General features: G+C 66.7%; 26 protein-coding genes. 13 read left to right on the forward strand and 13 right to left on the reverse strand.

Translation table 11 applies throughout. The features are described 5' to 3' along the window. Both ABIS05_RS16775 and rpsO read right to left on the reverse strand, forming a co-directional pair. Positions 1 to 1,144, reverse strand: a 1,144-nt coding sequence (locus ABIS05_RS16775; RefSeq protein WP_348010180.1) for a polyribonucleotide nucleotidyltransferase, incomplete at its 3' end; no start/stop codon positions are given. 205 nt (positions 1,145 to 1,349) lie between these two features. Next, the gene (gene rpsO, locus ABIS05_RS16780) at positions 1,350 to 1,619 is read right to left on the reverse strand and encodes a 30S ribosomal protein S15 (RefSeq protein WP_348010181.1); all 270 of its coding nucleotides are present in this window, start codon (positions 1,617 to 1,619) and stop codon (positions 1,350 to 1,352) included. 386 nt (positions 1,620 to 2,005) lie between these two features. Here rpsO and ABIS05_RS16785 point away from each other — a divergent pair, with 386 nt between their 5' ends. Further along, positions 2,006 to 2,401 carry an Hsp20/alpha crystallin family protein gene (locus tag ABIS05_RS16785; protein ID WP_348010182.1) on the forward strand — a complete coding sequence of 132 codons (396 nt, stop codon included), beginning with the start codon at positions 2,006 to 2,008 and terminating at the stop codon, positions 2,399 to 2,401. Here the strand turns inward: ABIS05_RS16785 and tsaD are convergent. From tsaD to uvrB, 9 genes are all read right to left on the reverse strand, one after another. Continuing rightward, entirely contained in the window at positions 2,398 to 3,441 is a 1,044-nt protein-coding gene (gene tsaD / locus ABIS05_RS16790; RefSeq protein ID WP_348010183.1) for a tRNA (adenosine(37)-N6)-threonylcarbamoyltransferase complex transferase subunit TsaD, read from the reverse strand. The two genes, ABIS05_RS16785 and tsaD, sit on opposite strands and share 4 nt — an antisense overlap. Next, complete coding sequence (gene fdx / locus ABIS05_RS16795) at positions 3,438 to 3,776, reverse strand: ISC system 2Fe-2S type ferredoxin (protein WP_348010184.1); 339 nt, start codon at positions 3,774 to 3,776, stop codon at positions 3,438 to 3,440. The genes tsaD and fdx overlap by 4 nt, the downstream gene beginning before the upstream one ends. A 9-nt stretch (positions 3,777 to 3,785) precedes the next feature. Then, positions 3,786 to 5,630 (reverse strand): Fe-S protein assembly chaperone HscA, encoded by a 1,845-nt coding sequence (gene hscA, locus ABIS05_RS16800; protein ID WP_348010185.1) that lies wholly within the window; start codon positions 5,628 to 5,630, stop codon positions 3,786 to 3,788. 4 nt (positions 5,631 to 5,634) lie between these two features. Continuing rightward, the gene (gene hscB, locus ABIS05_RS16805) at positions 5,635 to 6,153 is read right to left on the reverse strand and encodes a Fe-S protein assembly co-chaperone HscB (RefSeq protein ID WP_348010186.1); all 519 of its coding nucleotides are present in this window, start codon (positions 6,151 to 6,153) and stop codon (positions 5,635 to 5,637) included. Between the two features lie 60 nt (positions 6,154 to 6,213). Continuing rightward, positions 6,214 to 6,537, reverse strand: a complete 324-nt coding sequence (gene iscA, locus ABIS05_RS16810; protein WP_348010187.1) for an iron-sulfur cluster assembly protein IscA — start codon at positions 6,535 to 6,537, stop codon at positions 6,214 to 6,216. A 1-nt stretch (position 6,538) separates the two neighbouring features. Continuing rightward, on the reverse strand, positions 6,539 to 6,934 hold the full coding sequence (gene iscU / locus ABIS05_RS16815; RefSeq protein WP_348010188.1) for a Fe-S cluster assembly scaffold IscU: 396 nt from the start codon (positions 6,932 to 6,934) through the stop codon (positions 6,539 to 6,541). 19 nt (positions 6,935 to 6,953) lie between these two features. Next, the gene (locus ABIS05_RS16820; protein ID WP_348010189.1) at positions 6,954 to 8,174 is read right to left on the reverse strand and encodes an IscS subfamily cysteine desulfurase; all 1,221 of its coding nucleotides are present in this window, start codon (positions 8,172 to 8,174) and stop codon (positions 6,954 to 6,956) included. 28 nt (positions 8,175 to 8,202) lie between these two features. Beyond that, complete coding sequence (gene iscR / locus ABIS05_RS16825) at positions 8,203 to 8,748, reverse strand: Fe-S cluster assembly transcriptional regulator IscR (protein WP_348010190.1); 546 nt, start codon at positions 8,746 to 8,748, stop codon at positions 8,203 to 8,205. Between the two features lie 195 nt (positions 8,749 to 8,943). Next, positions 8,944 to 11,049: an excinuclease ABC subunit UvrB gene (uvrB, locus tag ABIS05_RS16830; RefSeq protein WP_348010214.1), complete on the reverse strand. Its 2,106-nt coding sequence runs from the start codon at positions 11,047 to 11,049 to the stop codon at positions 8,944 to 8,946. Between the two features lie 136 nt (positions 11,050 to 11,185). Between uvrB and ABIS05_RS16835 the strand changes: the two genes are divergently transcribed. From ABIS05_RS16835 to rsxB, 3 genes are all read left to right on the forward strand, one after another. After that, positions 11,186 to 12,373 carry an amino acid aminotransferase gene (locus ABIS05_RS16835; protein ID WP_348010191.1) on the forward strand — a complete coding sequence of 396 codons (1,188 nt, stop codon included), beginning with the start codon at positions 11,186 to 11,188 and terminating at the stop codon, positions 12,371 to 12,373. A 124-nt stretch (positions 12,374 to 12,497) separates the two neighbouring features. Further along, positions 12,498 to 13,820 carry a polyhydroxyalkanoate depolymerase gene (locus tag ABIS05_RS16840; protein WP_348010192.1) on the forward strand — a complete coding sequence of 441 codons (1,323 nt, stop codon included), beginning with the start codon at positions 12,498 to 12,500 and terminating at the stop codon, positions 13,818 to 13,820. Then, entirely contained in the window at positions 13,817 to 14,467 is a 651-nt protein-coding gene (rsxB, locus tag ABIS05_RS16845) for an electron transport complex subunit RsxB (RefSeq protein ID WP_348010193.1), read from the forward strand. Before ABIS05_RS16840 ends, rsxB begins: the two co-directional genes overlap by 4 nt. Here rsxB and ABIS05_RS16850 read toward each other — a convergent pair whose 3' ends face one another. Further along, a complete protein-coding gene (locus ABIS05_RS16850) occupies positions 14,468 to 15,289 on the reverse strand; it encodes a spondin domain-containing protein (RefSeq protein ID WP_348010194.1) in 822 nt (273 codons plus the stop codon). 181 nt (positions 15,290 to 15,470) lie between these two features. Between ABIS05_RS16850 and ABIS05_RS16855 the strand changes: the two genes are divergently transcribed. The 7 genes from ABIS05_RS16855 (at position 15,471) to ABIS05_RS16885 (ending at position 20,485) form a co-directional block, all read left to right on the forward strand. After that, positions 15,471 to 16,181: a response regulator transcription factor gene (locus ABIS05_RS16855; RefSeq protein ID WP_348010195.1), complete on the forward strand. Its 711-nt coding sequence runs from the start codon at positions 15,471 to 15,473 to the stop codon at positions 16,179 to 16,181. Next, positions 16,178 to 17,644 carry a HAMP domain-containing sensor histidine kinase gene (locus ABIS05_RS16860; protein ID WP_348010196.1) on the forward strand — a complete coding sequence of 489 codons (1,467 nt, stop codon included), beginning with the start codon at positions 16,178 to 16,180 and terminating at the stop codon, positions 17,642 to 17,644. Before ABIS05_RS16855 ends, ABIS05_RS16860 begins: the two co-directional genes overlap by 4 nt. Before the next feature lie 16 nt (positions 17,645 to 17,660). Next, on the forward strand, positions 17,661 to 18,305 hold the full coding sequence (nth, locus tag ABIS05_RS16865) for an endonuclease III (protein ID WP_348010197.1): 645 nt from the start codon (positions 17,661 to 17,663) through the stop codon (positions 18,303 to 18,305). A gap of 175 nt (positions 18,306 to 18,480) precedes the next feature. Continuing rightward, on the forward strand, positions 18,481 to 18,693 hold the full coding sequence (locus ABIS05_RS16870; RefSeq protein WP_348010198.1) for a DUF904 domain-containing protein: 213 nt from the start codon (positions 18,481 to 18,483) through the stop codon (positions 18,691 to 18,693). Next, complete coding sequence (locus ABIS05_RS16875; protein WP_348010199.1) at positions 18,690 to 19,013, forward strand: cell division protein ZapA; 324 nt, start codon at positions 18,690 to 18,692, stop codon at positions 19,011 to 19,013. Before ABIS05_RS16870 ends, ABIS05_RS16875 begins: the two co-directional genes overlap by 4 nt. A 204-nt stretch (positions 19,014 to 19,217) precedes the next feature. Continuing rightward, positions 19,218 to 19,676, forward strand: a complete 459-nt coding sequence (locus tag ABIS05_RS16880; protein ID WP_348010200.1) for an EVE domain-containing protein — start codon at positions 19,218 to 19,220, stop codon at positions 19,674 to 19,676. After that, positions 19,673 to 20,485: a sulfite exporter TauE/SafE family protein gene (locus ABIS05_RS16885; protein WP_348010201.1), complete on the forward strand. Its 813-nt coding sequence runs from the start codon at positions 19,673 to 19,675 to the stop codon at positions 20,483 to 20,485. Before ABIS05_RS16880 ends, ABIS05_RS16885 begins: the two co-directional genes overlap by 4 nt. On the opposite strand, the gene ABIS05_RS16890 is transcribed toward ABIS05_RS16885, so the two are convergent. After that, positions 20,482 to 21,489: a GGDEF domain-containing protein gene (locus ABIS05_RS16890; protein ID WP_348010202.1), complete on the reverse strand. Its 1,008-nt coding sequence runs from the start codon at positions 21,487 to 21,489 to the stop codon at positions 20,482 to 20,484. The two genes, ABIS05_RS16885 and ABIS05_RS16890, sit on opposite strands and share 4 nt — an antisense overlap. Before the next feature lie 212 nt (positions 21,490 to 21,701). Here ABIS05_RS16890 and ABIS05_RS16895 point away from each other — a divergent pair, with 212 nt between their 5' ends. Beyond that, positions 21,702 to 22,922 carry an NAD(P)/FAD-dependent oxidoreductase gene (locus tag ABIS05_RS16895; RefSeq protein WP_348010203.1) on the forward strand — a complete coding sequence of 407 codons (1,221 nt, stop codon included), beginning with the start codon at positions 21,702 to 21,704 and terminating at the stop codon, positions 22,920 to 22,922. A gap of 160 nt (positions 22,923 to 23,082) precedes the next feature. Then, entirely contained in the window at positions 23,083 to 23,295 is a 213-nt protein-coding gene (gene rpsU / locus ABIS05_RS16900) for a 30S ribosomal protein S21 (protein WP_068628364.1), read from the forward strand. Positions 23,296 to 23,391 lie beyond the last annotated feature (96 nt).

Here is a 23,391-nt window from a genome sequence, read left to right on the forward strand (position 1 = left end):
AGTGCATCATGAAGCGGTCTTCGAACTCGCCGTCCAGCGCGTCGATGCGCTGTGCGTCACGGTCCGTGCCCAGCGTCGCGATGACGAGAGCCTGGGTCTCGCCGCGCGTGAACAGCGCCGAGCCGTGGGTGCGCGGCAGGATGCCGTTGCGGATTTCGATGGGGCGCACGGTGCGCGTGTCGCGGCCGTCGATGCGCGGCTCGCCGGCCAGGATCTGGCTGCGCACGATGCGGGCTTCGATCTCGAACAGCAGGCCTTCGACCTCGACCTTGTCGAAGACGACGCCTTCACCCTTCAGGGCAGCGAAGACGCTGGACGTCACGCTGCGGCAGGCTTGCGTGCGGGCTTGCTTGGAGCGGATTTGGTAAGCCTCGCGCAGCGGGCCTTCGGCCAGGCCGTTGACCTTGGCGATGAAGGCTTCGTCCTTGGCGGGCGCGGCCCAGGTCCAGGCCGGCTTGCCGGCGTCACGCACCAGGTCGTTGATGGCGGCGATGGCGACATTGCCTTGCTCGTGGCCGTAGACGATGGCGGCCAGCATGACTTCTTCCGACAGGCCAGACGCTTCCGACTCGACCATCAGCACGGCGGCTTGCGTGCCGGCGACGACGAGGTCCATCTGGCTGTTGGCCAGCTCGGATTTGCTGGGGTTCAGCAGGTACTCGCCGTTGACGTAGCCCACGCGGGCAGCGCCGATCGGGCCGCTGAACGGGATGCCGGAGATGGCCAGCGCTGCGGACGAGCCAATCAGCGCTGCGATGTCGGCCTGCACTTCGGGGTTCAGGCTCACCACGTGGATGACGACCTGGACTTCGTTGAAGAAGCCTTCCGGGAACAGCGGGCGGATCGGACGGTCGATCAGGCGGCTGGTCAGCGTCTCGTGCTCGCTCGGGCGGCCCTCGCGCTTGAAGAAGCTGCCAGGGATCTTGCCGGCGGCGTAGGTCTTCTCGAGGTAGTCGACGGTCAGCGGGAAGAAGTCCTGGCCGGCCTTAGCTTCGGTCTTGGCGACCACGGTGGCCAGCACGACGGTGCCTTCGATGTTGACGAGGACAGCGCCGCTGGACTGGCGGGCGACTTCACCCGTTTCCAGCACCACGTTGTGACGGCCCCATTGGAAGGACTTCGTGACCTTGTTGAAAATGGACATGCTCATCTCCTGGTTGTTGTGGGTGCGGGGGCACCCGGAAGAACCGGGAACGAGACTGGGTTTGGTCCAGATGCCATTCCAGGGCGGTTCAGCAAACCGTCTTGGAATGATCCGACACCACGTCAGCTCGGTTCCGGCAGATAGATGGACGAAGAGCCTGTGCTGGGCTAATGGACCAGACAGGCTCCTCGTGGAATGAGGCGAATTACTTGCGCAGGCCCAACTTGGCGATCAGCGCGACATAACGGCTGGAGTCAATGCGCTTCAGATAGGCCAACAGACTCTTGCGGGTGTTAACCATCTTCAGCAGACCGCGACGACCGTGGTGGTCCTTGGCGTGGGTCTTGAAGTGGGGGGTCAGGTCGTTGATGCGGGCGGTCAGCAGGGCGACCTGGACTTCCGGCGAGCCAGTGTCATTGGTGCTGCGAGCGTTGGCCTTGACGATCTCGGCCTTGTTCATATCGGCGACGGACATTTTTTTCCAAAAGGTTTCGGAAGTCCGGCCGGGCGAGACGCACTACTGAGCGCTGCCGCAGACGGTTTCCGGGGTTGACTTGCGGACAAGGGGGAAACCGCCCCAAGCCGTGCTGGTGCTTTGCATACAAGATATCAAGTACGCAAAACCGGCGGATTCTAGCCCAAGGCGGCAGAAGGCTCACAACTGCACCAGGCCAAGCGAGCAGACATGTGGCCGGCTCGCCCTGGTTTCAAGAGCCCGAACCGCCCTGCCCCGCAAATGCGTGACTTCTCTGCATCGGCGCGCAAACCGCTCTTGAAGGGCTTCGCCGCCACCCTATCTCTCGGTCATCGGGGTGCTGCTCCCGACCCGTGAAGCAGCGTTCACAGCCACTGGAGTTCACCATGTTCTATCTGACCCACCCCCGCCACGTTGCCCGCGTCCTGCGCCAGTTCGATGCCGAGGCCGACACGGCCCGTACCCCCGCCCTGGACGTCAGCGAAGACGACAAGGGCTATCACGTCACCGTCGACATGCCCGGCGTGACCAAGGAGGCCGTGAAGGTTCGCGTCGAGGGCCGTCGCGTGCACATCGAGACCGCGACCGAGGAAGCCAGCGCGCCGACCGACGGCTCCCGCCTGCTCTACCGCGAGCGCCGCGCCGCCAGCTACGCCCGCAGCTTCGCGCTGCCGGCCGAGATCGATCAAGGCCAATCGCAAGCCCGCTTCGAGAACGGCGTGTTGACGCTGAGCCTGGTCAAGCGCGTCGCCGAGAACGGCGGCCAGTTGACGGTCAACTAAGCCGTCCCGAGCTCCCAGCGCGGGCGGACTTCGAAGCCGCCGTCGCGCCTGGGATTGGCCGTGCCGCGCTGCACCCGCAGCGCGGCGGCCATCGCAATCATGGCGCCGTTGTCGGTGCACAGGTCCAGTTCGGGGTAGTGCACACGCACGCCCCGTTTGGCGCAGGCGGCGTTCAGTTGCTCGCGCAGCTTGGCATTCGCGCCCACGCCGCCGGCGACGACGAGGCGCTTCAGCCCCGTCTCCTTCAGCGCCAGCAGCGACTTCTTCACCAGCACGTCGACGATGGCCGCCTGTGTGGACGCGGCCAGGTCGGCTTTCGTCTGCTCGCAAGGTGAGTCACCGATCTTCTTCACCTGCGTCAGCACCGCGGTCTTCAATCCGGCAAAGCTGAAATCCGGCTTGCCGCTGTGCATCAGGGGGCGTGGCAGCGCGTAGGCCTCGGGGTTGCCGAACTCGGCCATGCGCGCCAGATGCGGGCCACCGGGGTAAGGCAGTCCCAGCAGCTTGGCGCTCTTGTCGAAGGCCTCGCCGGCCGCGTCGTCGATGGTCTCGCCGAGAATTTCGTAGCGGCCCACATCGTCCACGCGCATCAACTGCGTGTGGCCGCCACTGACGAGCAGCGCGACGAAGGGGAACTCCGGCGCGTCAGCCGACAGGAAGGGTGACAGCAGATGCCCTTCGAGGTGATGGATGGGCAAGGCTGGCACATCGAGCGCGGCGGCCAGCGACACGGCGACGCCCGCACCGACGAGTAGCGCACCCGCGAGGCCAGGCCCCTGCGTATAGGCGATCAGATCGACGTCTGTAAGCGCCAAGCCGGCTTGAGACAGCACGTCGCGCGTTAGCGGCAACACGCGGCGCACGTGGTCGCGCGAGGCCAGCTCGGGCACCACGCCGCCGTAGGCCTGGTGCATGGATATCTGGCTGAACAACGCCTGCGCCAGCAGCTTGGGCGGTGCGTCACCATCCACCTCAACCAGCGCTACCCCGGTCTCGTCGCAGGACGACTCGAAACCGAGGATGCGCTGGACGGCAGTCACTTGCCTTCCTTGGCGTGGTTGATCGAGTACTTGGGGATCTCGACCGTCACATCCTGCTGGCGCAGCAGCGCCTGGCAGGACAGGCGCGAGTCGGGCTCCAGCCCCCAGGCGCGGTCCAGCATGTCTTCCTCGTCCTCTTCCATCTCGGACAGCGAACGGCCGCCCTCGCGCACGATGACGTGGCAGGTCGTGCAGGCGCAGACCTGATCGCAGGCGTGCTCGATGTGGATGTCGTTGGCCAGCATCGCTTCGCAGATCGACGTGCCGGGCGCTGCCGTGATGCTGGCGCCGGCGGGGCAGTACTCGGCGTGCGGGAGGATCTTGATGACGGGCATGTTGTTCTCTTAAAGGGCCGAGACGTTGCGGCCGGTCAGCGCGCGGGCGATGGAGCGGTTCATGCGCTCGGCGGCAAAGCCTTCGGTCGCCTCGGCCAGCGCCTTGATGGCGGCGTCGATGGCATCCGCATCGTCGGCCATCGCGGTCAAAGCCTGCAAGCGCGATTCCAGCGCCTCGCGCTCAGCGACGGGCAGCAGGTCGCCATCGGCAGCCAACGCGCTGCGCGTGGCCAGGACCATGCGCTCGGCCTCGACCTTGGCCTCACGCAGCTTGCGCGCAGCCATGTCGCCCTCGGCACTGTTGAAGCCGTCCTTCAGCATGTTGGCGATCTCGTCATCGCCGAGGCCGTAGCTCGGCTTGACGGTGATGGCCGTCTGCACGCCTGAGGTCAACTCCTCGGCGGAGACGTTCAGCAGCCCGTCGGCATCGACCTGGAAGCTGACGCGGATGCGAGCGGCGCCGGCCACCATCGGTGGGATGCCGCGCAGCTCGAAGCGCGCCAGCGAGCGGCATTCGCTGACCAGCTCGCGCTCGCCCTGCACGACGTGGATCGCCAGTGCGGTCTGGCCATCCTTGAAGGTCGTGAAGTCCTGGGCCTTGGCGACGGGGATGGTCGAGTTGCGCTCAATGACGCGCTCAGCCAGGCCGCCCATCGTTTCGAGCCCCAGCGACAGCGGGATCACATCCAGCAACAGGATCTCGCCGTCGGCCGCATTGCCGGCGAGCTGGTTTGCCTGGATGGCGGCGCCGAGCGCGACAACTTCGTCTGGGTTCAGGTTGGTCAGCACGTCGCGGCCGAACAGCTCACTCACCGCACGGCGCACGATGGGCATGCGCGTCGAGCCGCCGACCATGACGGTGCCCACCACGTCCACGGCCTTGACTTTCGCGTCGCGCAGCACGCGCTTCACGGCCGACAGGGTCTTGGCGATCAACGGCTGGGCCAGTTGCTCGAACTGCTTACGGGTGACGACGACACGCAGCTTGTCCGCGTCCAGCGCGGCGACCAGTTCGGTCGACTCGGCATCCGACAGCGCCTCCTTGGCCGCGCAAGCGGCGACGAGCACGGCGCGTTTGTCGTGCGCCGTTTCGACCACGCGACCGCCAAGCGCCCAGTCGGCCAGCACGCGGTCGAAGTCGTCGCCGCCCAGGGCCGCGTCGCCGCCGGTCGCGACGACTTCGAACACGCCACGCGTCAGGCGCAGAAGCGAGATGTCGAAAGTGCCGCCGCCCAGGTCGTAGACCGCATACAGGCCTTCGCTCGCGTTGTCCAGGCCGTAGGCGATGGCTGCGGCGGTGGGCTCGTTGATGAGACGCAGCACCTTGAGGCCGGCCAGTTCGGCGGCGTCCTTGGTCGCCTGGCGTTGGGCGTCGTCAAAGTAGGCCGGCACCGTGATGACGGCGCCGAACAGGTCGTCGGCAAAGCTGTCCTCGGCGCGAAAGCGCAGCGTGGCCAGGATCTCGGCGGATACCTCGACGGGGCTCTTCACACCGTCACGCGTGGCGATGCCGAGCATGCCGGGCCGGTCTTCGAACTGATACGGCAGATGCTCGCGGTTGGCGACGTCGGCCAGGGCGCGACCCATGAAGCGCTTGACCGAGACGATGGTGTTCTCGGGATCTTCGGCTTGCGCCGCGAGCGCGTCGGCGCCGATCTGGCGACGGCCCTCGGGCAGGTAGCGAACAGCGGACGGCAAGATCACGCGGCCCTGCTCGTCGGGCAGGCATTCGGCCACGCCGTGGCGCACAGCGGCGACGAGGGAATGCGTTGTGCCGAGGTCGATGCCGACGGCGATGCGGCGCTGGTGCGGGTCGGGCGAGGCGCCGGGTTCGGAAATTTGCAGGAGGGCCATGGGTTCAGGCGTCGAGCGCGGCTAGGCGCTGGTCGATGTCGGCCCGAAAGCGCTGGATGAACATCAGCGCGCGGACCTGGGAAGCGGCGGCCGGCGCGTCGCCGGCTTCGTCGAGCAGGCGCTGCACGGTGGCGAGCGCGTTGGTTTCGGCCTGGGCAGCGTCGTCGTCGAGGGCGGTCAGCGCGGCCTCGTCGTCGGCGTCATCCAGCGCCTCGCGCCATTCCATCTGCTGCATCAGGAAGGCGGCGGGCATCTGCGTGTTGTTCTCGGCCTGCACGGGGGCGTCGCGCAGTTCGCACAGGTAGGCCGCGCGCTTGAGCGGGTCGCGCAGGCGCTGGTAGGCCTCGTTCACGCGCATGGCCCATTGCATGGCCACGCGCTGGGCAGCGGCGCCCTCGGCGGCGAAGCGGTCGGGGTGCACTTCGGCCTGCAAGGCCTTCCAGCGCGCGTCGATGTCGGCGCGCACCTGGGCCTGCTGTTCAGGCAGGCCAAAGAGCTGGAAGTCGTTGTCGGTCAGGCGCATGGTGAGGTGAAAAAGCAAAAAGCGCGGCCGGTGCCGCGCTCAGCAAGAACTCAGGGTCGATCAGACACGGAAAGACTCGCCGCAACCGCACTTGTCTTTCTCGCGCGGGTTGCGGAACTTGAAGCCTTCGTTGAGGCCTTCACGGACGAAGTCCAGCTCGGTGCCATCGAGGTAGGGCAGGCTCTTGGGGTCGATGAGGATCTTGACCTCATGGCCCTCGAAGATGACGTCCTCAGGCGCGAAGTCGTCGGCGTATTCGAGCTTGTAGGCCAGGCCCGAGCAGCCCGTCGTCTTCACACCCAGGCGCACGCCCACACCTTTGCCGCGCTTGGCGATGTAGCGCTTGACGTGACGGGCAGCAGCTTCGGTGAGCGTGACGGACATGTCAGCTCGCCACGGCGGCGTGCTTGGCGCGGTAGTCGTCCACGGCGGCCTTGATGGCGTCTTCGGCCAGGATGGAGCAGTGGATCTTGACCGGCGGCAGCGCCAGCTCTTCGGCGATGTGCGTGTTCTTGATCGTCAGCGCTTCGTCCAGGCTCTTGCCCTTGACCCATTCGGTCACGAGCGAGCTGGAGGCGATAGCCGAGCCGCAGCCGTAGGTCTTGAACTTGGCGTCCTCGATGAGGCCGGTCGCCGGGTTGACCTTGATCTGCAGCTTCATCACGTCGCCACAGGCCGGCGCGCCGACCATGCCGGTGCCGACGTCGTCGTCGCCGTTGTCGAACTTGCCGACGTTGCGGGGGTTTTCGTAGTGGTCGACGACCTTGTCGCTATATGCCATGAAAGTTCTCCTTGCCGGCTCAGTGAGCGGCCCACTGGATGGTCGAGATATCGACGCCATCCTTGTACATATCCCACAGCGGGGACAGATCACGCAGCTTGGCCACGCGGTCCGCCAACACGCTGATGGCGTAGTCAATTTCTTCTTCGGTCGTGAAGCGGCCGATGGTCATGCGCAGCGAGCTGTGCGCCAGTTCGTCGCTGCGGCCCAGGGCGCGCAGCACATAGCTGGGCTCCAGGCTGGCCGACGTGCAGGCCGAACCCGACGACACCGCCAGGCCCTTGACGCCCATGATCAGCGACTCGCCCTCGACGTAATTGAACGAGATGTTCAGGTTGTGCGGGACGCGGCGCTCGAGGTCGCCGTTGATGAAGGTCTGCTCGATGCCCGAGAGGCCCTGGATCAGCCGGTTATGCAACGCGCGGATGCGTTCGTTCTCGGCGCCCATTTCCTCGCGGGCGATGCGGAAGGCCTCGCCCATGCCGACGATCTGGTGCACCGGCAGCGTGCCCGAGCGCATGCCGCGCTCGTGGCCACCGCCGTGCATCTGCGCTTCCAGGCGAATGCGGGGCTTGCGGCGCACGTAGAGGGCGCCGATGCCCTTGGGGCCGTAGCTCTTGTGCGAGGCCAGGCTCATCAGGTCGATGGGCAGTTGGGCCATGTCGATGGCGACCTTGCCTGTGGCCTGGGCCGCATCGACGTGGAAGATGACGCCCCGCTCGCGGCACAGATTGCCCAACGCGACCACGTCCTGGATGACGCCGATCTCGTTGTTGACGAACATGACCGAGGCCAGGATGGTGTCCGGGCGCAGTGCTGCCTTGAAGGCTTCCAGATCGACGAGGCCGCTTTCCAGCACGTCGAGATAGGTCACGTCGAAGCCCTGGCGCTCCAGCTCACGCATGGTGTCGAGCACGGCCTTGTGCTCGGTCTTGACGGTGATCAGGTGCTTGCCGCGTGTCTTGTAGAACTGCGCGGCGCCCTTGAGTGCCAGGTTGTTCGACTCGGTGGCGCCGGAGGTCCAGACGATCTCGCGCGGGTCGGCACCGATCAGCTCGGCGACCTGCACGCGAGCCTTCTCGACCGCTTCTTCGGCTTCCCAGCCCCAGGCGTGGCTGCGTGATGCCGGGTTGCCGAAGTGCTCGCGCAACCAGGGAATCATCGCGTCCACCACGCGGGGGTCGCACGGCGTCGTCGCGCCGTAGTCGAGGTAGATCGGGAAGTGCGGGGTCATGTCCATGGAACGACTTCTTTTGAGTTCTTCTGACTTACTTGCTGAACGCGCTGCTGAGAGTGCTACCCAGGGCGAACACCGAGTTCGGCGCCGTGATGCGGATGGGCTTGAGCACCGGCTGGCTGGAGATGGCGCGCTTGACCGGCGCGGCCTCGACCTCGAAGCCCTTGGCGAGTTGCTCATCGGCGAGCTTGCGCAGGGACACGGAGTCGAGGTACTCGATCATCTTGGCGTTCAGATTGGTCCAGAGTTCATGCGTGATGCAGCGGCCACTGTCTTCACCCTGGCAGTTTTCCTTGCCGCCGCAGCCGGTGGCGTCCAGCGCCTCGTCCACGGCGACGATGATGTCGGCAACGGTAATGTTCTCGGCCTTGCGACCCAGCGAGTAACCGCCGCCCGGGCCACGGGTGCTTTCCACCAGTTCATGGCGGCGCAGCTTGCCGAAGAGCTGCTCCAGGTAGGAGAGCGAAATCTGCTGCCGTTGGCTGATCGCCGCCAGAGCCACGGGGCCCGTGTTCTCGCGCAGCGCCAAGTCCAACATCGCGGTGACAGCAAACCGGCCTTTGGTGGTGAGACGCATACGAAACTCCTTTGCGAGACGCCCGGACACGATTTGTCCAGGGCATTAATTCGGGGTTAACCCGGGATGAGCGGGACAATAGCCGACTAATTCATTTCCGATCATTTTACTCGACTAATCGGCCGCGTCGCAGGGTTACTAGGTAGCCCTAGCCGTTGCAGGCCTTTTGGTGCGCCGCAGCAGCGCCATCAGATTTCAGCGTGCCAAGCCCTTGCGCGCGCTGTCCAGCGGCACGATGTTGTCGTGCACGCGCGCGCCGAAGGCTTGCTCGCGCAGTTGCCCGAGCTGATCGCGAATGCGAGCGGCCTGTTCGAACTCCAGGTTGCGGGCGTGCTCCAGCATCTGCTTTTCGAGCTGGGCGATCCGTTTGGCCAGATCCTTCTCGGACAAGTCCTCGACCTTGGCCGCCGCCAGCAGTTTGGCGTCGTCGCGGCCGGATTCGGCGGAGTACACGCCGTCGATCAAATCCTTGATGCGCTTTTGCACGTTGCGCGGCGTGATGCCATTGGCCTCGTTGAAGGCCGTCTGCCTGGCGCGGCGGCGCTCGGTCTCGCCGATGGCCTTGCGCATCGACTCGGTGATGCGGTCACCGTAGAGGATGGCCTTGCCGTTCACGTTGCGCGCGGCGCGTCCGATGGTCTGGATCAGGCTGCGCTCGGCGCGCAGGAAGCCTTCCTTGTCGGCATCCAGGATGGCGACGAGCGACACCTCGGGAATATCCAGCCCCTCGCGCAGAAGGTTGATGCCCACCAGCACGTCGAAGGCGCCCAGGCGCAGGTCGCGCAGGATTTCCACGCGCTCCACCGTGTCGATGTCCGAGTGCAGGTAGCGCACCTTGACGCCGTTATCGCTGAGGTAGTCGGTCAGCTGCTCCGCCATGCGCTTGGTCAGCGTGGTGATCAGCACACGCTCGCCGACCTCCACGCGCAGGCGAATCTCCTGCAGCACATCGTCCACCTGATGCGTGGCGGGCCGCACTTCGATGAGCGGGTCCACCAGGCCGGTCGGACGAACGAGCTGTTCCACCACCTGCCCGGCGTTGTCCTGCTCGTACTGCGCGGGCGTGGCCGACACGAAGACGGCCTGGCGCATCTTTTTCTCGAACTCGGCGAACTTCAGCGGCCGGTTGTCTAACGCGGACGGCAGGCGAAAGCCGTACTCCACCAGCGTCGTCTTGCGCGCCCGGTCGCCGTTGTACATGCCGCCGAACTGGCCGATCAGCACATGGCTCTCGTCCAGGAACATCAGCGCGTCGGGCGGCAGATAGTCCACCAGCGTGGGGGGCGGGTCACCGGGCTGGGCGCCGGACAGATGGCGCGTGTAGTTCTCAATGCCCTTGCAGTGGCCCACCTCCTGCAGCATCTCCAGGTCAAAGCGCGTGCGCTGCTCGACACGCTGCGCCTCGACCAGCTTGCCCTCCTTGATGAAGAAGGCGACGCGGTCGCGCAGCTCCTGCTTGATCGCGTCGGTCGCGGCCAGCACGCGGTCGCGCGGTGTCACGTAATGGCTGCTGGGGTAAACCGTGAAACGCGGGATCTTCTGGCGGATGTGGCCCGTGAGAGGGTCGAACAGCGACAGGCCCTCGATCTCGTCGTCGAAAAGCTCGATGCGGATCGCCAGCTCGGAGTGCTCGGCCGGGAACACGTCGATGGTGTCGCCGCGCACGCGGAAGTGGCCGCGGGTGAACTCCATCTCGTTGCGCGTGTACTGCATGCGGATCAGGTGGGCGATGACGTCGCGCTGGCCCAGCTTGTCGCCCACGCGCAGCGTCATCACCATCTGGTGGTAGTCCGCCGGCGAGCCAATGCCATAGATGGCCGACACCGACGCCACGATGATCACGTCGCGCCGCTCCAGCAAGCTCTTGGTGCAAGACAGGCGCAGCTGCTCGATGTGCTCGTTGATCGCGCTGTCCTTCTCGATGAACAGGTCGCGCTGCGGCACGTAGGCCTCGGGCTGGTAGTAGTCGTAGTAGCTGACGAAGTACTCGACGGCGTTGTTCGGAAAGAAGTCCCGAAACTCGCTGTAGAGCTGAGCTGCCAGCGTCTTGTTGGGCGCAAAGATGATGGCCGGGCGGCCCAGTTGGGCGATGACATTGGCCATCGTGAAGGTCTTGCCCGAGCCGGTCACGCCCAGCAGCGTCTGGTAGCTGAGGCCGTCGTTGATGCCCTCGATGAGCTTGGCGATGGCGGCCGGCTGGTCCCCGGCAGGCGGAAAAGGCTGGAACAGCTGGAACGGCGAGCCTTCGAAGCTCACGAATTCGCCCTTGCGCTCCTCGGTGTCGCCTTCTATGGCGGGCATGGCGTTCAAAGCGTCTGGCATGGGGATATCTCTGGGTTCACGGGCAAAATTGCTGCCCTGCGCAATCCGTCAGCCTATCGCAGTGCCGGGTTCACCGCCCTCCCCCTGCTGCCACCGTCCTTTCAGGAATCTCGCCATGTCTCTCTTTGCCGATGTCGCCCTCGCCCCCCGTGATCCCATCCTCGGCTTGAACGAGCAGTTCAACGCCGACACCCGCCCGGGCAAGGTCAACCTCGGCGTCGGCGTCTACTACGACGAGAACGGCAAGCTGCCGCTGCTGAAGTGCGTGCGCGAAGCCGAAGCCGCCATGGCCGCCGCCCCCAAGCCGCGCGGCTACCTGCCCATCGACGGCATCGCCGCCTATGACAAGGCGGTGCAGAAGCTTGTCTTTGGCAGTGAGCTGAAGAACGTCGCCACCGTGCAGGCCATCGGCGGCACGGGCGCGCTGAAGGTCGGCGCCGATTTCCTGAAGCAGCTCAACCCGGCCTCCAAGGTGCTGATCTCCGATCCGAGCTGGGAGAACCACCGCGCGCTGTTCACGCAGGCCGGCTTCACCGTCGAGACCTACCCCTACTACGACGCTGCCAACAAGGGCATCAACTTCGACGGCATGCTGGCCGCGCTGAACGATGCGCCGGCCGGCACGGTCGTCGTGCTGCACGCCTGCTGCCACAACCCCACCGGCTACGACATCACCGCCGCCCAGTGGGCCGAGGTCGTTGCTGTCGTCAAGGCCAAGGGCCTGACGCCTTTCCTCGACATGGCCTACCAGGGCTTCGGCTTTGGCTTGAAGGAAGACGGCGAGGCGGTGCGCCAGTTCATGGCGGCTGGCGTCGGCTTCTTCGTGTCCACCAGCTTCTCCAAGAGCTTCTCGCTGTACGGCGAGCGCGTCGGCGCGCTGAGCGTCGTCTGCAGCAGCGACGAGGAAGCCGTGCGCGTGCTGTCGCAGCTGAAGATCATGATCCGCACCAACTACTCCAACCCGCCGACCCACGGCGCCCAGGTCGTTGCCCAGGTGCTGGCCGACGACATCTTGCGTGCGATGTGGGAGGAAGAACTGGCCGGCATGCGCGTGCGCATCAAGGCCATGCGCGGCGCACTGGTGGCCGCACTGAAGGCGGCTGGCGTGACGCAGGATCTTTCCTTCGTCACCGAACAGCTCGGCATGTTCAGCTACTCAGGCTTGAACGCCACCCAGATGCAGCGCCTGCGCAGCGAGTTTGGCGTCTACGGGGTGGACTCCGGCCGCATCTGCGTCGCCGCACTGAACGAGGGCAATCTGCCCACCGTTGCAGCAGGAATGGCCGCCGTCATCAAGGGCTGAAGGCCTTTTCGCACCAGTGAAGTGCGCAAGATTGGGATTTAACCCCCCAATCCATGTTGCAGCGCACAAAATTGACAACGTTTTCTGGCACCATCAGAACTTCCTGATCCTCGCCAAGGCCGCCATGCTGTACCAGCTCTTCGAAACCCAGCGCGCACTGATGAGCCCCTTTTCGGAGTTCGCCGCCGCATCGGCCAAGCTGTACAGCCACCCGCTGTCGCCGCTTGCGCACACGCCGATGGCCCAGCGCCTGTCGGCCGGGCTGGACCTGATGCATCGCCTGGCCAAGGACTACGAGAAGCCGGAGTTCAACATCCGCTCGGTCGAGGTCGACGGCGTCGACGTGGCCGTGCAGGAACTGGTGGCGCTGGAGAAACCCTTCTGCCGCCTGCTGCGCTTCAAGCGCTACACGGACGAACTGAGCGTGCTGTCGCAGATGAAGGACCAGCCGACCGTCCTCGTCGTGGCGCCGCTGTCCGGCCACCACAGCACGCTGCTGCGCGAGACCGTCAAGCAATTGCTGAAGACCCACAAGGTCTACATCACCGACTGGACCGACGCGCGCATGGTGCCGCTGGACGTCGGCGCCTTCCACCTGGACGACTACATCGCCTACGTGCAGGAGTTCATCCACCACGTCGGCGGCGCCGACAGCCACGTCATCTCCGTCTGCCAGCCCACCGTTCCGGTGCTCGCCGCCATCTCGCTGATGGCCAGCGCCGGCGAGGCCACGCCGCGCAGCATGACGATGATGGGCGGCCCCATCGACGCCCGCAAGAGCCCGACCGCCGTCAACAACCTGGCCATGAACCGCAGCTACAGCTGGTTCGAGAACAACGTCATCTACCGCGTGCCGACCAACTTCCCGGGCGCCGGCCGCGCGGTCTACCCGGGCTTCCTGCAGCACACCGGCTTCGTCGCGATGAACCCGGACCGCCACCTCACCTCGCACTACGACTATTTCCTCGATCTGGTGCGCGGCGATGACGACAGCGCCGAGTTCCACCGCAAGTTCTACGACGAATACAACGCCGTGCTCGACATGCCGGCCGAGTACTACCTCGACACCATCAAGACCGTCTTCCAAGACTTCGGCCTGGTCAACGGCACTTGGGAGGTCGACGGCCAGTTGGTGCGCCCGCAGGACATCACGACGACCGCGCTGCTGACCGTCGAAGGCGAGCTGGACGACATCTCCGGCGCCGGCCAGACCAAGGCTGCCCACGACATCTGCTCCGGCGTGCCCAAGCAGCACCAGTTCCACTACGACGTCGCCGGTGCCGGCCACTACGGCATCTTCTCGGGCCGCCGCTGGCGCGACAACGTCTACCCGCAGGTGTGCGACTTCATCGCCAAGTACGAGGCGTCGCCGCTGAAGAAAACCGCCAAGGCCATCGCGACCAAGGCCACCGCTAAATCGTCACCGACCCGCAAGCGCAAGGCGTGAACCTTGCGGAGCTGATCGACGCCGCGCTGCCGCAAACCCAGTGCACCCGCTGCGGCTACCCGGACTGCCGCCGCTACGCTGACGCAGTCGCCGCAGGTGAGGCCGACATCAACCAATGCCCGCCCGGGGGTGCCGAAGGCGTCGCACGCCTGGCCGCCCTCACCGGCCGCCCTGCGCTGCCACTGAACCCGGCCAACGGCATCGAAGCCACGCGCGGCGTCGCCGTCATCGACGAGGCTTGGTGCATAGGCTGCACGCTGTGCATCAAGGCCTGCCCAGCGGACTGCATCGTCGGCGCGCCCAAGGCCATGCACGTCGTCGTCACGGCGCAGTGCACCGGCTGCGAGCTCTGCGTGCTGGCCTGCCCGGTCGACTGCATCTCCATGCCCGAGGTCACGACCGCCACCGGCTGGGGCGCCTGGAGCCGGCCGCAGGCCGACGAAGCCCGCGAGCGCTACGTCTTCCGCCAGTTCCGCCGCCACCGCGAGGTGCAGGAGAACGACGCGCGCCTCATGCAAAAAGCCGAGGCCAAACTGGCCGACCTGCCGGCCGCGTCGGCCATCACCGATCCAGCCCAGCTCGACCTCAAACGCGCCGCCATCGAGGCGGCGCTGGCCCGCGCACGGGCCAAGCGCTCACCCGGCTGATCAGCGCGCGCTGCGGCGACGCACTACGAGGCCGGCCAGACCCAGCCCACCCAGCATCATCAACGCGCTGGACGGCTCCGGCACCGCCGACACCTCGATGTCCACCCGCGCAAATGCGCCCTGGCTGCTGAAGTCCAGCGCGCCCCACTGGTAGCCGGCCGGCACGAGGTCCTGCCCCGCAAAGCTGGTGTACGGGTTACCGGTGACCAGATGCACCGTGCCGTGCTCGTCCATGCCCTGGTTACCTCCGGTCTGCCCGCCGCCCAGGCCGTAAGCCCCATTGGCCAGCGAATAGTTGAAATCGTTGACCTCGGTGCCCGCGTCCCAGACGTGGCCCGCGCCACCCACCATCAGCGACAGCTTGCCGCCGTTTGCGAGGCTGGACAGGTCGAACTGCGTCGCGTTGTCGTTGCCGATGAAGAAGTCGTTGCTCACCACGACCATGGCGGCGTAGCTGAAATAGCGGTTGATGCCGGCCAGGTCCACGCCGGTCAGGGTCAGCGTGCGCACGGCGCCCGGGAATGCCGGCGGGCCGGGCAGTGTGCCCTGCACGCCGCCGGAAGCGGTGGCCCCGAAGATCGTGCTGAGCTGGGCGGCGCTGCCGTCCTCGGCGGCACGCTCGATGCCCAGCGACGCGGCGTAGCCGGCGTCGAAGGAATCGAAGCTGCCGTTGTGAAAGCCCACCCACAGCGGCGCGATGCCGACGCCACCCGTCGGTGCGAGCTGGGTCAGCGTCACCTTCACGTCCACCGCCTGTGCTGCGCCTGCGAAAGCCAGCGCCCCTGCCGCGAGCGCGCGGCCTGCCATGAGCCAAGTCTTCATAGATCCACCTTGAGGAATTACCGTGGAAAAATCCACAGCACGCATCGTCGGCAGCGCCGCGTGTGCAGTCCTCACAGCAAGTTCACGGCGCCGTGAAGTCTGAGTCAGGCTGGCCCGCTCCAATCAGCGGCCCCGGAAAAACCCCTGTAAGCCCGACTCGCCCGTGCCCGACTCCCTGCCCATGCCCCCTCGCCTGCTGGTGGTCGAAGACGACGACGCCATTGCCGACCTGCTGCAGCAGCAACTGCAGCTGGCGGGCTACGCCGTGCACCGCGAGGCCGATGGCCGCCAGGCCATGCTCGCCATCGACGCCGAGCGCTTCGACCTGGTACTGCTGGACCTGATGCTGCCCGGCGCCGACGGCTTCGATGTCTGCCGCCACCTGCAGGCCCGCCACCGCCAGACACCGGTCATCATCATCAGCGCCCGCTCCGCCGAGGCCCACCGCGTGCTCGGGCTGGAGCTGGGGGCGGACGATTACCTCGTCAAACCCTTCTCAATGCTGGAACTGGTGGCCCGCGTGCGCGCGCTGCTGCGGCGCGTGGAGTTGCTGCGCCAGCCGCAGGCCGAGGCCACGCTGCGCTTCGGGCCGCATCACCGCCTCGACACCCTCAGCCGCGAACTGCAGGTGCACGGCGACACCATCCCGCTGACGCTGCGCGAATTCGACCTGCTGTACTTCCTGGCCCGCCACCCCGGCCAGGTGTTCAGCCGCGGCGACCTGCTCGACCGGGTCTGGGGTCAGGGCTTCGACGGCTATGAGCACACCGTCAACAGCCACATCAACCGGCTGCGCCACAAGATCGAGGCGAACCCGCAGCAGCCGCGGCTGATCGAGACCGTCTGGGGCATCGGCTACCGCTTCTCGCCGCCGCAGCGGGTGGCGGCATGAAGCTCGGTTTCAGCGCCCGCCTCAGCCTCGCCCTCGTGGCGCTGCTGTGCAGCTTCGGCGCCGGCGTCGCGCTGGTGGGCGCACGCGCGCTCGAGACTCACCAGCAGGAGACGCTGCAACGGCTCTCGCAGGGCCTGGCGCGCCACATCGTCGAGCACTGGCCCGGGCTGAACGAGGCCCAGGGCGGCGATGCCGACCGCCGCAGCCTGGACGCGGTGCTGGACATGCTGATGGTGGTCAACCCCGCCATCGAGGTCTATCTGCTCGAAGCCGACGGCCGCGTGCGCGCCTACCTGGGCGACCCGCAGGCCGTGCACCAGTCGCGCGTGGCACTGGCGCCGGTGCAGGCCTTCCTCGACGGTGCCCCGCTGCCACTGCGCGGCACCGATCCCCGCACGCCAGCGGGCCACGCGGGCAAGATCTTCAGTGCCGCGCGCTTTCCCGCCAGCGCCAGGCGTGCGCCGGGCTATCTCTACGTCGTGCTTGAAGGCCAGGCCGCCGCGCAGATCGCCGGCAGCATCAGCCACCAGCGGCTCTGGCAGGGCGGCCTGCTGATGCTGGGCGTCGCGCTGCTGGCCACGCTGGTCGTCGGCCTCAGCACGCTGATGCAGCTGACCCGGCCGCTGCGGCGGCTGGCCTTGCGCATGCAGGCCTACCGCCCCGGCGACGGCGATGCCGCTGCGCCACCGCAGGCCGACGAGGTGCGCGCCATCGAGCAGGCCTTCGAGCGCATGGCCGCGCGCATCGAGCGCCAGACCACCGAGCAGGCCGACACCCAGGCCGCTCACCGCGAGGTCGTCGCCAACGTCGCCCACGACCTGCGCACGCCGCTGACGGCGCTGCACGGCCATCTGGAGGCCTTGCTGCGCGAACTGCCCGAGGCGCCGCCGGCCGCGCAGCGCCATCTGCGCATCGCGCTGGATCAGAGCGACAAGGTGCGGCGCCTGTCGCAGCAGCTCTTCGAGCTGGCCAGCCTGCAATCCAGCCAGCAGATCGCCCACGTCGAGTGCTTCCGGCTCGACGAGCTGGTGACCGATGCAGTGCAGAAGTTCAGCTTCGCGCCAGGCTCGCCGTCGGTCGCTCTCGCCGGGCCGCCGCCGGGGCCGCTGGTGCTGAAGGGCGACCTGCAACTCGTCGAGCGCGCGCTGACCAACCTGATCGACAACGCGCTGCGCCACGCACCCGACGCCGGCACGGTGCAGGTGAGCGTGCAGCGTGATGCGGCCCAGGTCAGCGTCGTCATCGAAGACCAGGGGCCGGGCCTGCCCACCGAGGTGCGACGCCGGTTGGACGCCGGCCTGAGCCTGCGCGAGCCCCCCATCAGCCGCCCGGGCGGTGGCTTCGGCGGCCTGGGCCTGGCGATTGCACAGCGCATTGCCCAGTTGCACGGCGGCAGCTTGAGCACGCGGCCCGCCAGCCACGGCGGCACGGTGCTGTGCCTGGCGCTGCCGCTCGCCGCCTGAACCACAATGCCGGGCCATGAGCCCGCAGCAAATCGAGCATTTCTTCGCCACTCTCCGGGCCGCCAACCCGGCGCCGCAGACCGAGCTGGAGTTCGCCAGCGTCTTCGAGCTGCTGACGGCCGTGCTGCTGTCCGCCCAGGCCACCGATGTCGGCGTCAACAAGGCGACCAAACGCCTGTTCGCCGCTGCCAACACGCCGGCCCAGATCCTCGCGCTGGGCCAGGACGGGCTGGAGTTCCACATCAAGACCATCGGCCTGTTCCGCAGCAAGGCCAAACACCTGCTCCAGACCTGCCGCATGCTCATCGACCTGCACGGCGGCGAGGTGCCACGCAGCCGCGCCGAGCTGGAGGCCCTGCCCGGCGTCGGCCGCAAGACGGCCAACGTCGTGCTCAACGTCGCCTTCGGCGAGCCGACGATGGCCGTCGACACGCACATCTTCCGCGTCAGCAACCGCACGGGCCTGGCGCCGGGCAAGACACCACTCGCTGTGGAGTTAGGCCTGCTGGACCGCATTCCCGAGGCCTACCTCGTCGATGCCCACCACTGGCTGATCCTGCACGGCCGCTATGTGTGCCAGGCGCGCAAGCCGCTGTGCACCGTTTGTGCCGTCATTGACGACTGCGACACCGGACGCCTCCTAAAATCGGCCTCCGCCTGAGAGGATGAGAGGAAATCCCGCATGCCCGCTTTGACGCCCAGAAACGCCCCGCTCTTCGTTGCAAATGCTCGCCGTAGCCCGAGCTACGGCTGCGCTTTGCGCCTCGATTGGAGCGTTTCTGGACGCCCTCTCGGGCATGCGGGACTCCCTCTCACCCTCTGACCCGAGCCCATCCATGGCCAGCCTGACCGACCTGACAGACCGCGTGGAGCGCCTGCTCGTGCGACACGACGAAATCCTTCGTACCAACCTGCTGCTGCAGGTGCAGCTCACTGCCGTCACCCAGGAGCGCGACAGCCTGCGTTCCCGCCTGAGCGCGGCACGTGCCCGCGTCGACGCGCTGCTGGAACGGCTGCCTGCCGACACACCCAAGGAGGATCGGCCGTGAAGCAGATGGAAGTCACCATCATGGGCCAGAGCTATTTGCTCGGCTGCCCCCCAGGCGGTGAAACCGCGCTGACCACCGCCGTGGCGCAAGTGGACCGCGAGATGAGCGCCATCCGCGACGCCGGCAAGGTGAAGGCGCGCGAGCGCATCGCCGTGCTGGCCGCGCTGAACCTGGCGTATCAACTCGCCGAAACGCCGAAGGAAACGTCCACGGAAGCGCCCCGCGAAGCGTCGAGTTCTATGCCTGTTTCATCGGCCGAAGTCGATACCCTCATCAAGCGCCTGGATGAAGCACTCGGACACGACGGCCAGCTGCTCTGAGACTTAGAATTCGCACCGTCCACTGCTTTCCCCGGGGCTTTATTTCCTTCATCCGATGCTCTACGAGCAAGGGCTTGGAAAATGCCGGATGGGCGTGATCGTCTCGCGTCAGATGAACCCGAAGTCCGGCTGACTTCGCCCACCTGATTACCCCTGGGTGTTCAGGATCTCGGCCTCCAGGATCGCGGTGGACACCTCTTCTCTATGAACTACTGGCTGATGAAGTCGGAGCCGGACGAAGCGTCCGTCGCCCACCTGGAACGCGCCGGCACCCTGCCCTGGGCCGGCGTTCGCAACTACCAGGCGCGCAACTTCATGCGCGACGACATGCAGCTCGGTGACGGCGTGCTGTTCTATCACTCGTCCTGCCCCGAACCCGGCATCGCTGGCCTCGCCGAGGTCTGCAGCGCGGCCTACCCGGACGCCACGCAGTTCGACCCGGCCAGCCACTACTTCGACGCCAAGTCCAAACCCGAAGCGCCGCGCTGGGTGCGTGTGGATGTGCGCTGGCGCGAGACGACCCCGCTGCTGAGCCTGAAGGCGATGCGCGACGCACCCGAGCTGGCCAGCATGCAGGTGCTGCAACGCGGCAGCCGGCTCTCCATCACACCGGTCACGCCCGCCGAGTGGCAGGCTGTGCTCAAGCGGCTGCGCGCGGCATGACGGCCGGCTTCGTCGCCGAGTTGCTGGTGCTGGGCCTCGCTGCCGGCTTCCTGGCCGGCTTGCTGGGCATAGGTGGCGGCATGGTGCTCGTGCCCTTCCTGACCTTCATCCTCGGCCAGCGCAGTGTCGAACCCGGCCTGGCCGTCAAGACGGCCATCGCCACGTCGATGGCGACCATCATGTTCACGTCGCTCTCCAGCGTGCGGGCCCACCACCAGCGCGGCGCCGTGCGCTGGGACCTCGTCAAGGGCCTGGCCCCGGGCATCCTCGCCGGCGGGCTGCTGGCGGGCGCGGGCCTGTTTGCACTGCTGAAGGGCGCCTGGCTGGCCCTCGTCTTCGCCGCCTTCGTCAGCTTCTCGGGCTGGCAGATGCTGCGCAACAAGCGCCCCGCGCCCAGCCGTCAGATGCCCGGCACGGCCGGCCAGTTCGGCGCGGGAGCTGGTATCGGCTTGCTGTCCGGGCTGGTGGGCGCCGGCGGCGGCTTCGCGAGCGTGCCCTTTATGGTCTGGTGCAACGTGCCGGTGCACTTCGCCGTGGCGACCAGTGCAGCGCTGGGCTTCCCTATCGCCGTTGCGAACACGCTGGGCTACGTGGTGGGCGGCTGGGGGATGGAGCCGGCACTGCCGGGCGCTTTCGGCTATCTCTACCTGCCGGCACTGGCGCTGATCGCAGCCGCCAGCGTGACGATGGCGCCGCTGGGTGCCCGCGCGGCACACGCCATGAACGTAGCGCAGTTGAAGAAGGTCTTCGCGACGCTGCTGTTCGCGCTCGCGGCCTACATGCTCTGGAAGGGGCTTGCCGAGATTTAGCCGAAGGCGATGGACGCCAGCACGACTTGGTTGCCGCCGCGGCGCTGAGCCTCGTGGACGGCAGCCTCGCTGGCAGCCACCAGCTCTTCTTGGCGCGAGGCCGTGTGCGGAAAGCTGGACACACCCATCGAGATCGACAGCCCCAGATCCTGGCCGTTCAGCACGACGATTTGAGCCGCGCATTGGCGGCGTAACTGCTCCATGCGAGCGTGCGCCGTAGCCAAGCCGACACCCGACAGCAGCACGGCAAAACGCTGCACACCGATGCGGCAGGCAGAGTCCATCGCCCGCGTGTTGGCACGCAGCATGCGGCCGATGCCTTCGAGAAGCCGCTGCTGGGCTTCATCGCCCAGGCCTACTGCCGCCGGCAAGGCGTCCAGCGCGATGACGACCAGCGCGAACTCGCGATGCTCACGCGACGAGAGATCGATCTCGCGCAGCAGCTGATCGTCGAACTGCGGCCGCATGTACAGGCCCGAGATATCGTCGCGGCCCGAGCCCAGTTGCAGTTCGCGGCGGATCTGCTCGATGGCGTTCTGCTGCTGCTCGATCTGGGCCAGCGCACGCTGCAGATGCGACTCGCGGTGACGCTCCTCCGTGCGCTCATGCCAGACGGACAGCAGGAACTCCTGCCCCAGCGCCAGGCGCGTGACGCTGAACTCGCGGCGGCGACCGTTGATCTCTAGCTTGTGCTCGGACACGACCGGGTGGCGCTGGGCCATGACGGTCTGTTCGACACGGCGCAGCGCCGTGGTCTCGTCGGGTCTGAGCAGTTCCGCGTCGGTATGGCCGAGGACGGTTTCGCACTCGAACAGCTGGGCAAGACCGCCGCTGGCGAACACATAACGGCTGTTGGCCACGGTCTTGATCGCCGCTTGGCTACCCAGGGGTTCGATCAGCGCCACCAAGCCGGCCAGCGCATCTCCGCCCAGGTCGGCATGCCCCGCCAGCCAATGGGCCAGGCTGCCAGGCTGCGTCGCAGAAGGATCGGCTGTGATGTCCATGAACTCGTTTTGATGCGATCGCTTGCCGTCGGTAGGGAACCGGGCCGGGCCAGTGTCAAAGGAATGTAGTGGGGCGCTAACGCGGCCAGCAAGGCCGGGCCACCCCACAAATCGGGCCTCCCCCTAGAAGGCCCGCTGCATCACTTGGAGAGCATCCTACAGATTTTCAACACCCTGACCCGCGAGAATGCGACCCCATTCACGGGAGGCTTATGCAGGGATTCGATGCGGTGGTGGTGGGCGCGGGCGCGGCAGGCCTTTTGTGCGCGGGCCTGGCGGGCCAACAGGGCCTGCGCGTGCTGCTCGTCGACCACGCGCCACGCCTCGCTGAAAAGATCCGTATCTCGGGCGGCGGGCGTTGCAATTTCACGAATCGCGAGGCAGGGTCTGCCAATTTCCTGTCCGAGAACCCCGCCTTCTGCCGCTCGGCGCTGGCGCGCTACACGCCGCAGGACTTCATCAAGCTCGTGCAGCAGCACGGCATCGCCTTCCACGAGAAGCACAAGGGCCAGCTGTTCTGCGACGGCTCTGCCGAACAGATCATCCAGATGCTGGTCAAGGAGTGCGAGGCGGGCGGCGTGACGCGCTGGCAGCCATGCACCGTGGCGGACGTCCGCCTGCTGCCCGACGGCGGCTTCGAGCTGGATACCAGTCAAGGGACGGTGAAGGCGCCGCGAGTTGTCGTTGCGACGGGCGGATTACCGGTGCCCAAGATCGGCGCCAGTGACTGGGGCCTGCGCCTAGCCAAGCGTTTCGAGCACACCATCGTCGAGCCGCGCCCTGCCCTGGTGCCGCTGACCTTCGATGCCGACGCCTGGGCGCCCTTCGCGCCGCTGGCCGGGCTGTCGCTGCCGGTCGAGGTGTCCTGCGGCAGCGGCAAAGCGCGCGGTCGTTTCCTGGAGGATCTACTGTTCACGCACCGCGGGTTGAGCGGCCCGGCCATCCTGCAGATCTCCAGCTACCGCACGGCGGCCGACCAGCCCTTGCAGATCAACCTTGCGCCCGAACTGCAGCTCGACAAGGAACTCGTCGAGATCAAGTCCACGTCGCGTCGCCAGCTCGGCAACGAGTTCGCCGCCCGCCTGCCCCAGCGCCTGGCCGCCGCCTGGCTGGAGCGCGCCAAGCTGGACACGGCACGCCCACTGGCGGAGTGCCGCGACGCCGACCTGCAGCGCCTGGGCCGCAGCGTGCACGACTGGCAGCTGACGCCCAGCGGCGACGAAGGCTGGCGCAAGGCGGAGGTGATGCGCGGCGGCGTCTCGACTCGTGACCTGAGCTCGCAGACGCTGGAGAGCAAACGCGTGGCCGGCCTGTACTTCATTGGCGAAGTCGTCGACGTGACGGGCTGGCTCGGGGGCTACAACTTCCAGTGGGCCTGGGCCAGCGCGGCCGCCTGCGCGCGAGCGATGGCCGAGGCTTCAACACCCACCTGAGCAAATCTTGGCAAGTGCTTGATTTTCTGGCTACAATCCTCGGCTTTGCTGGCAAACCCCGCGCATCGATTCGCTGTAGCTATTAAAAAGGCGACGCAGTAATCCGGAACCTGCTGCTGAACCTCAGCCGCGAACACCGAGCGCAATTTGAAGGAAATACATGACCACTATCCGCGTCAAAGAAAACGAGCCGTTCGACGTCGCCCTGCGCCGCTTCAAGCGCACCATCGAAAAGCTGGGCCTGCTGACTGACCTCCGCGCCCGCGAGTTCTACGAAAAGCCCACCGCCGAGCGCAAGCGCAAGAAGGCTGCGGCCGTCAAGCGCCACTACAAGCGCGTGCGCAGCATGCAGCTGCCCAAGAAGCTGTTCTGACGCGACCTGGAGCCTCTTGCAGGCTCCGCTCGGTTGAACCCAAAACCCGCCACAGGACGCTGTCGCGGGTTTTTGTCTTTTTGAACAAGATTCCCC

This window comes from Roseateles sp., assembly GCF_039929605.1.
Taxonomy (GTDB): domain Bacteria; phylum Pseudomonadota; class Gammaproteobacteria; order Burkholderiales; family Burkholderiaceae_C; genus Pelomonas.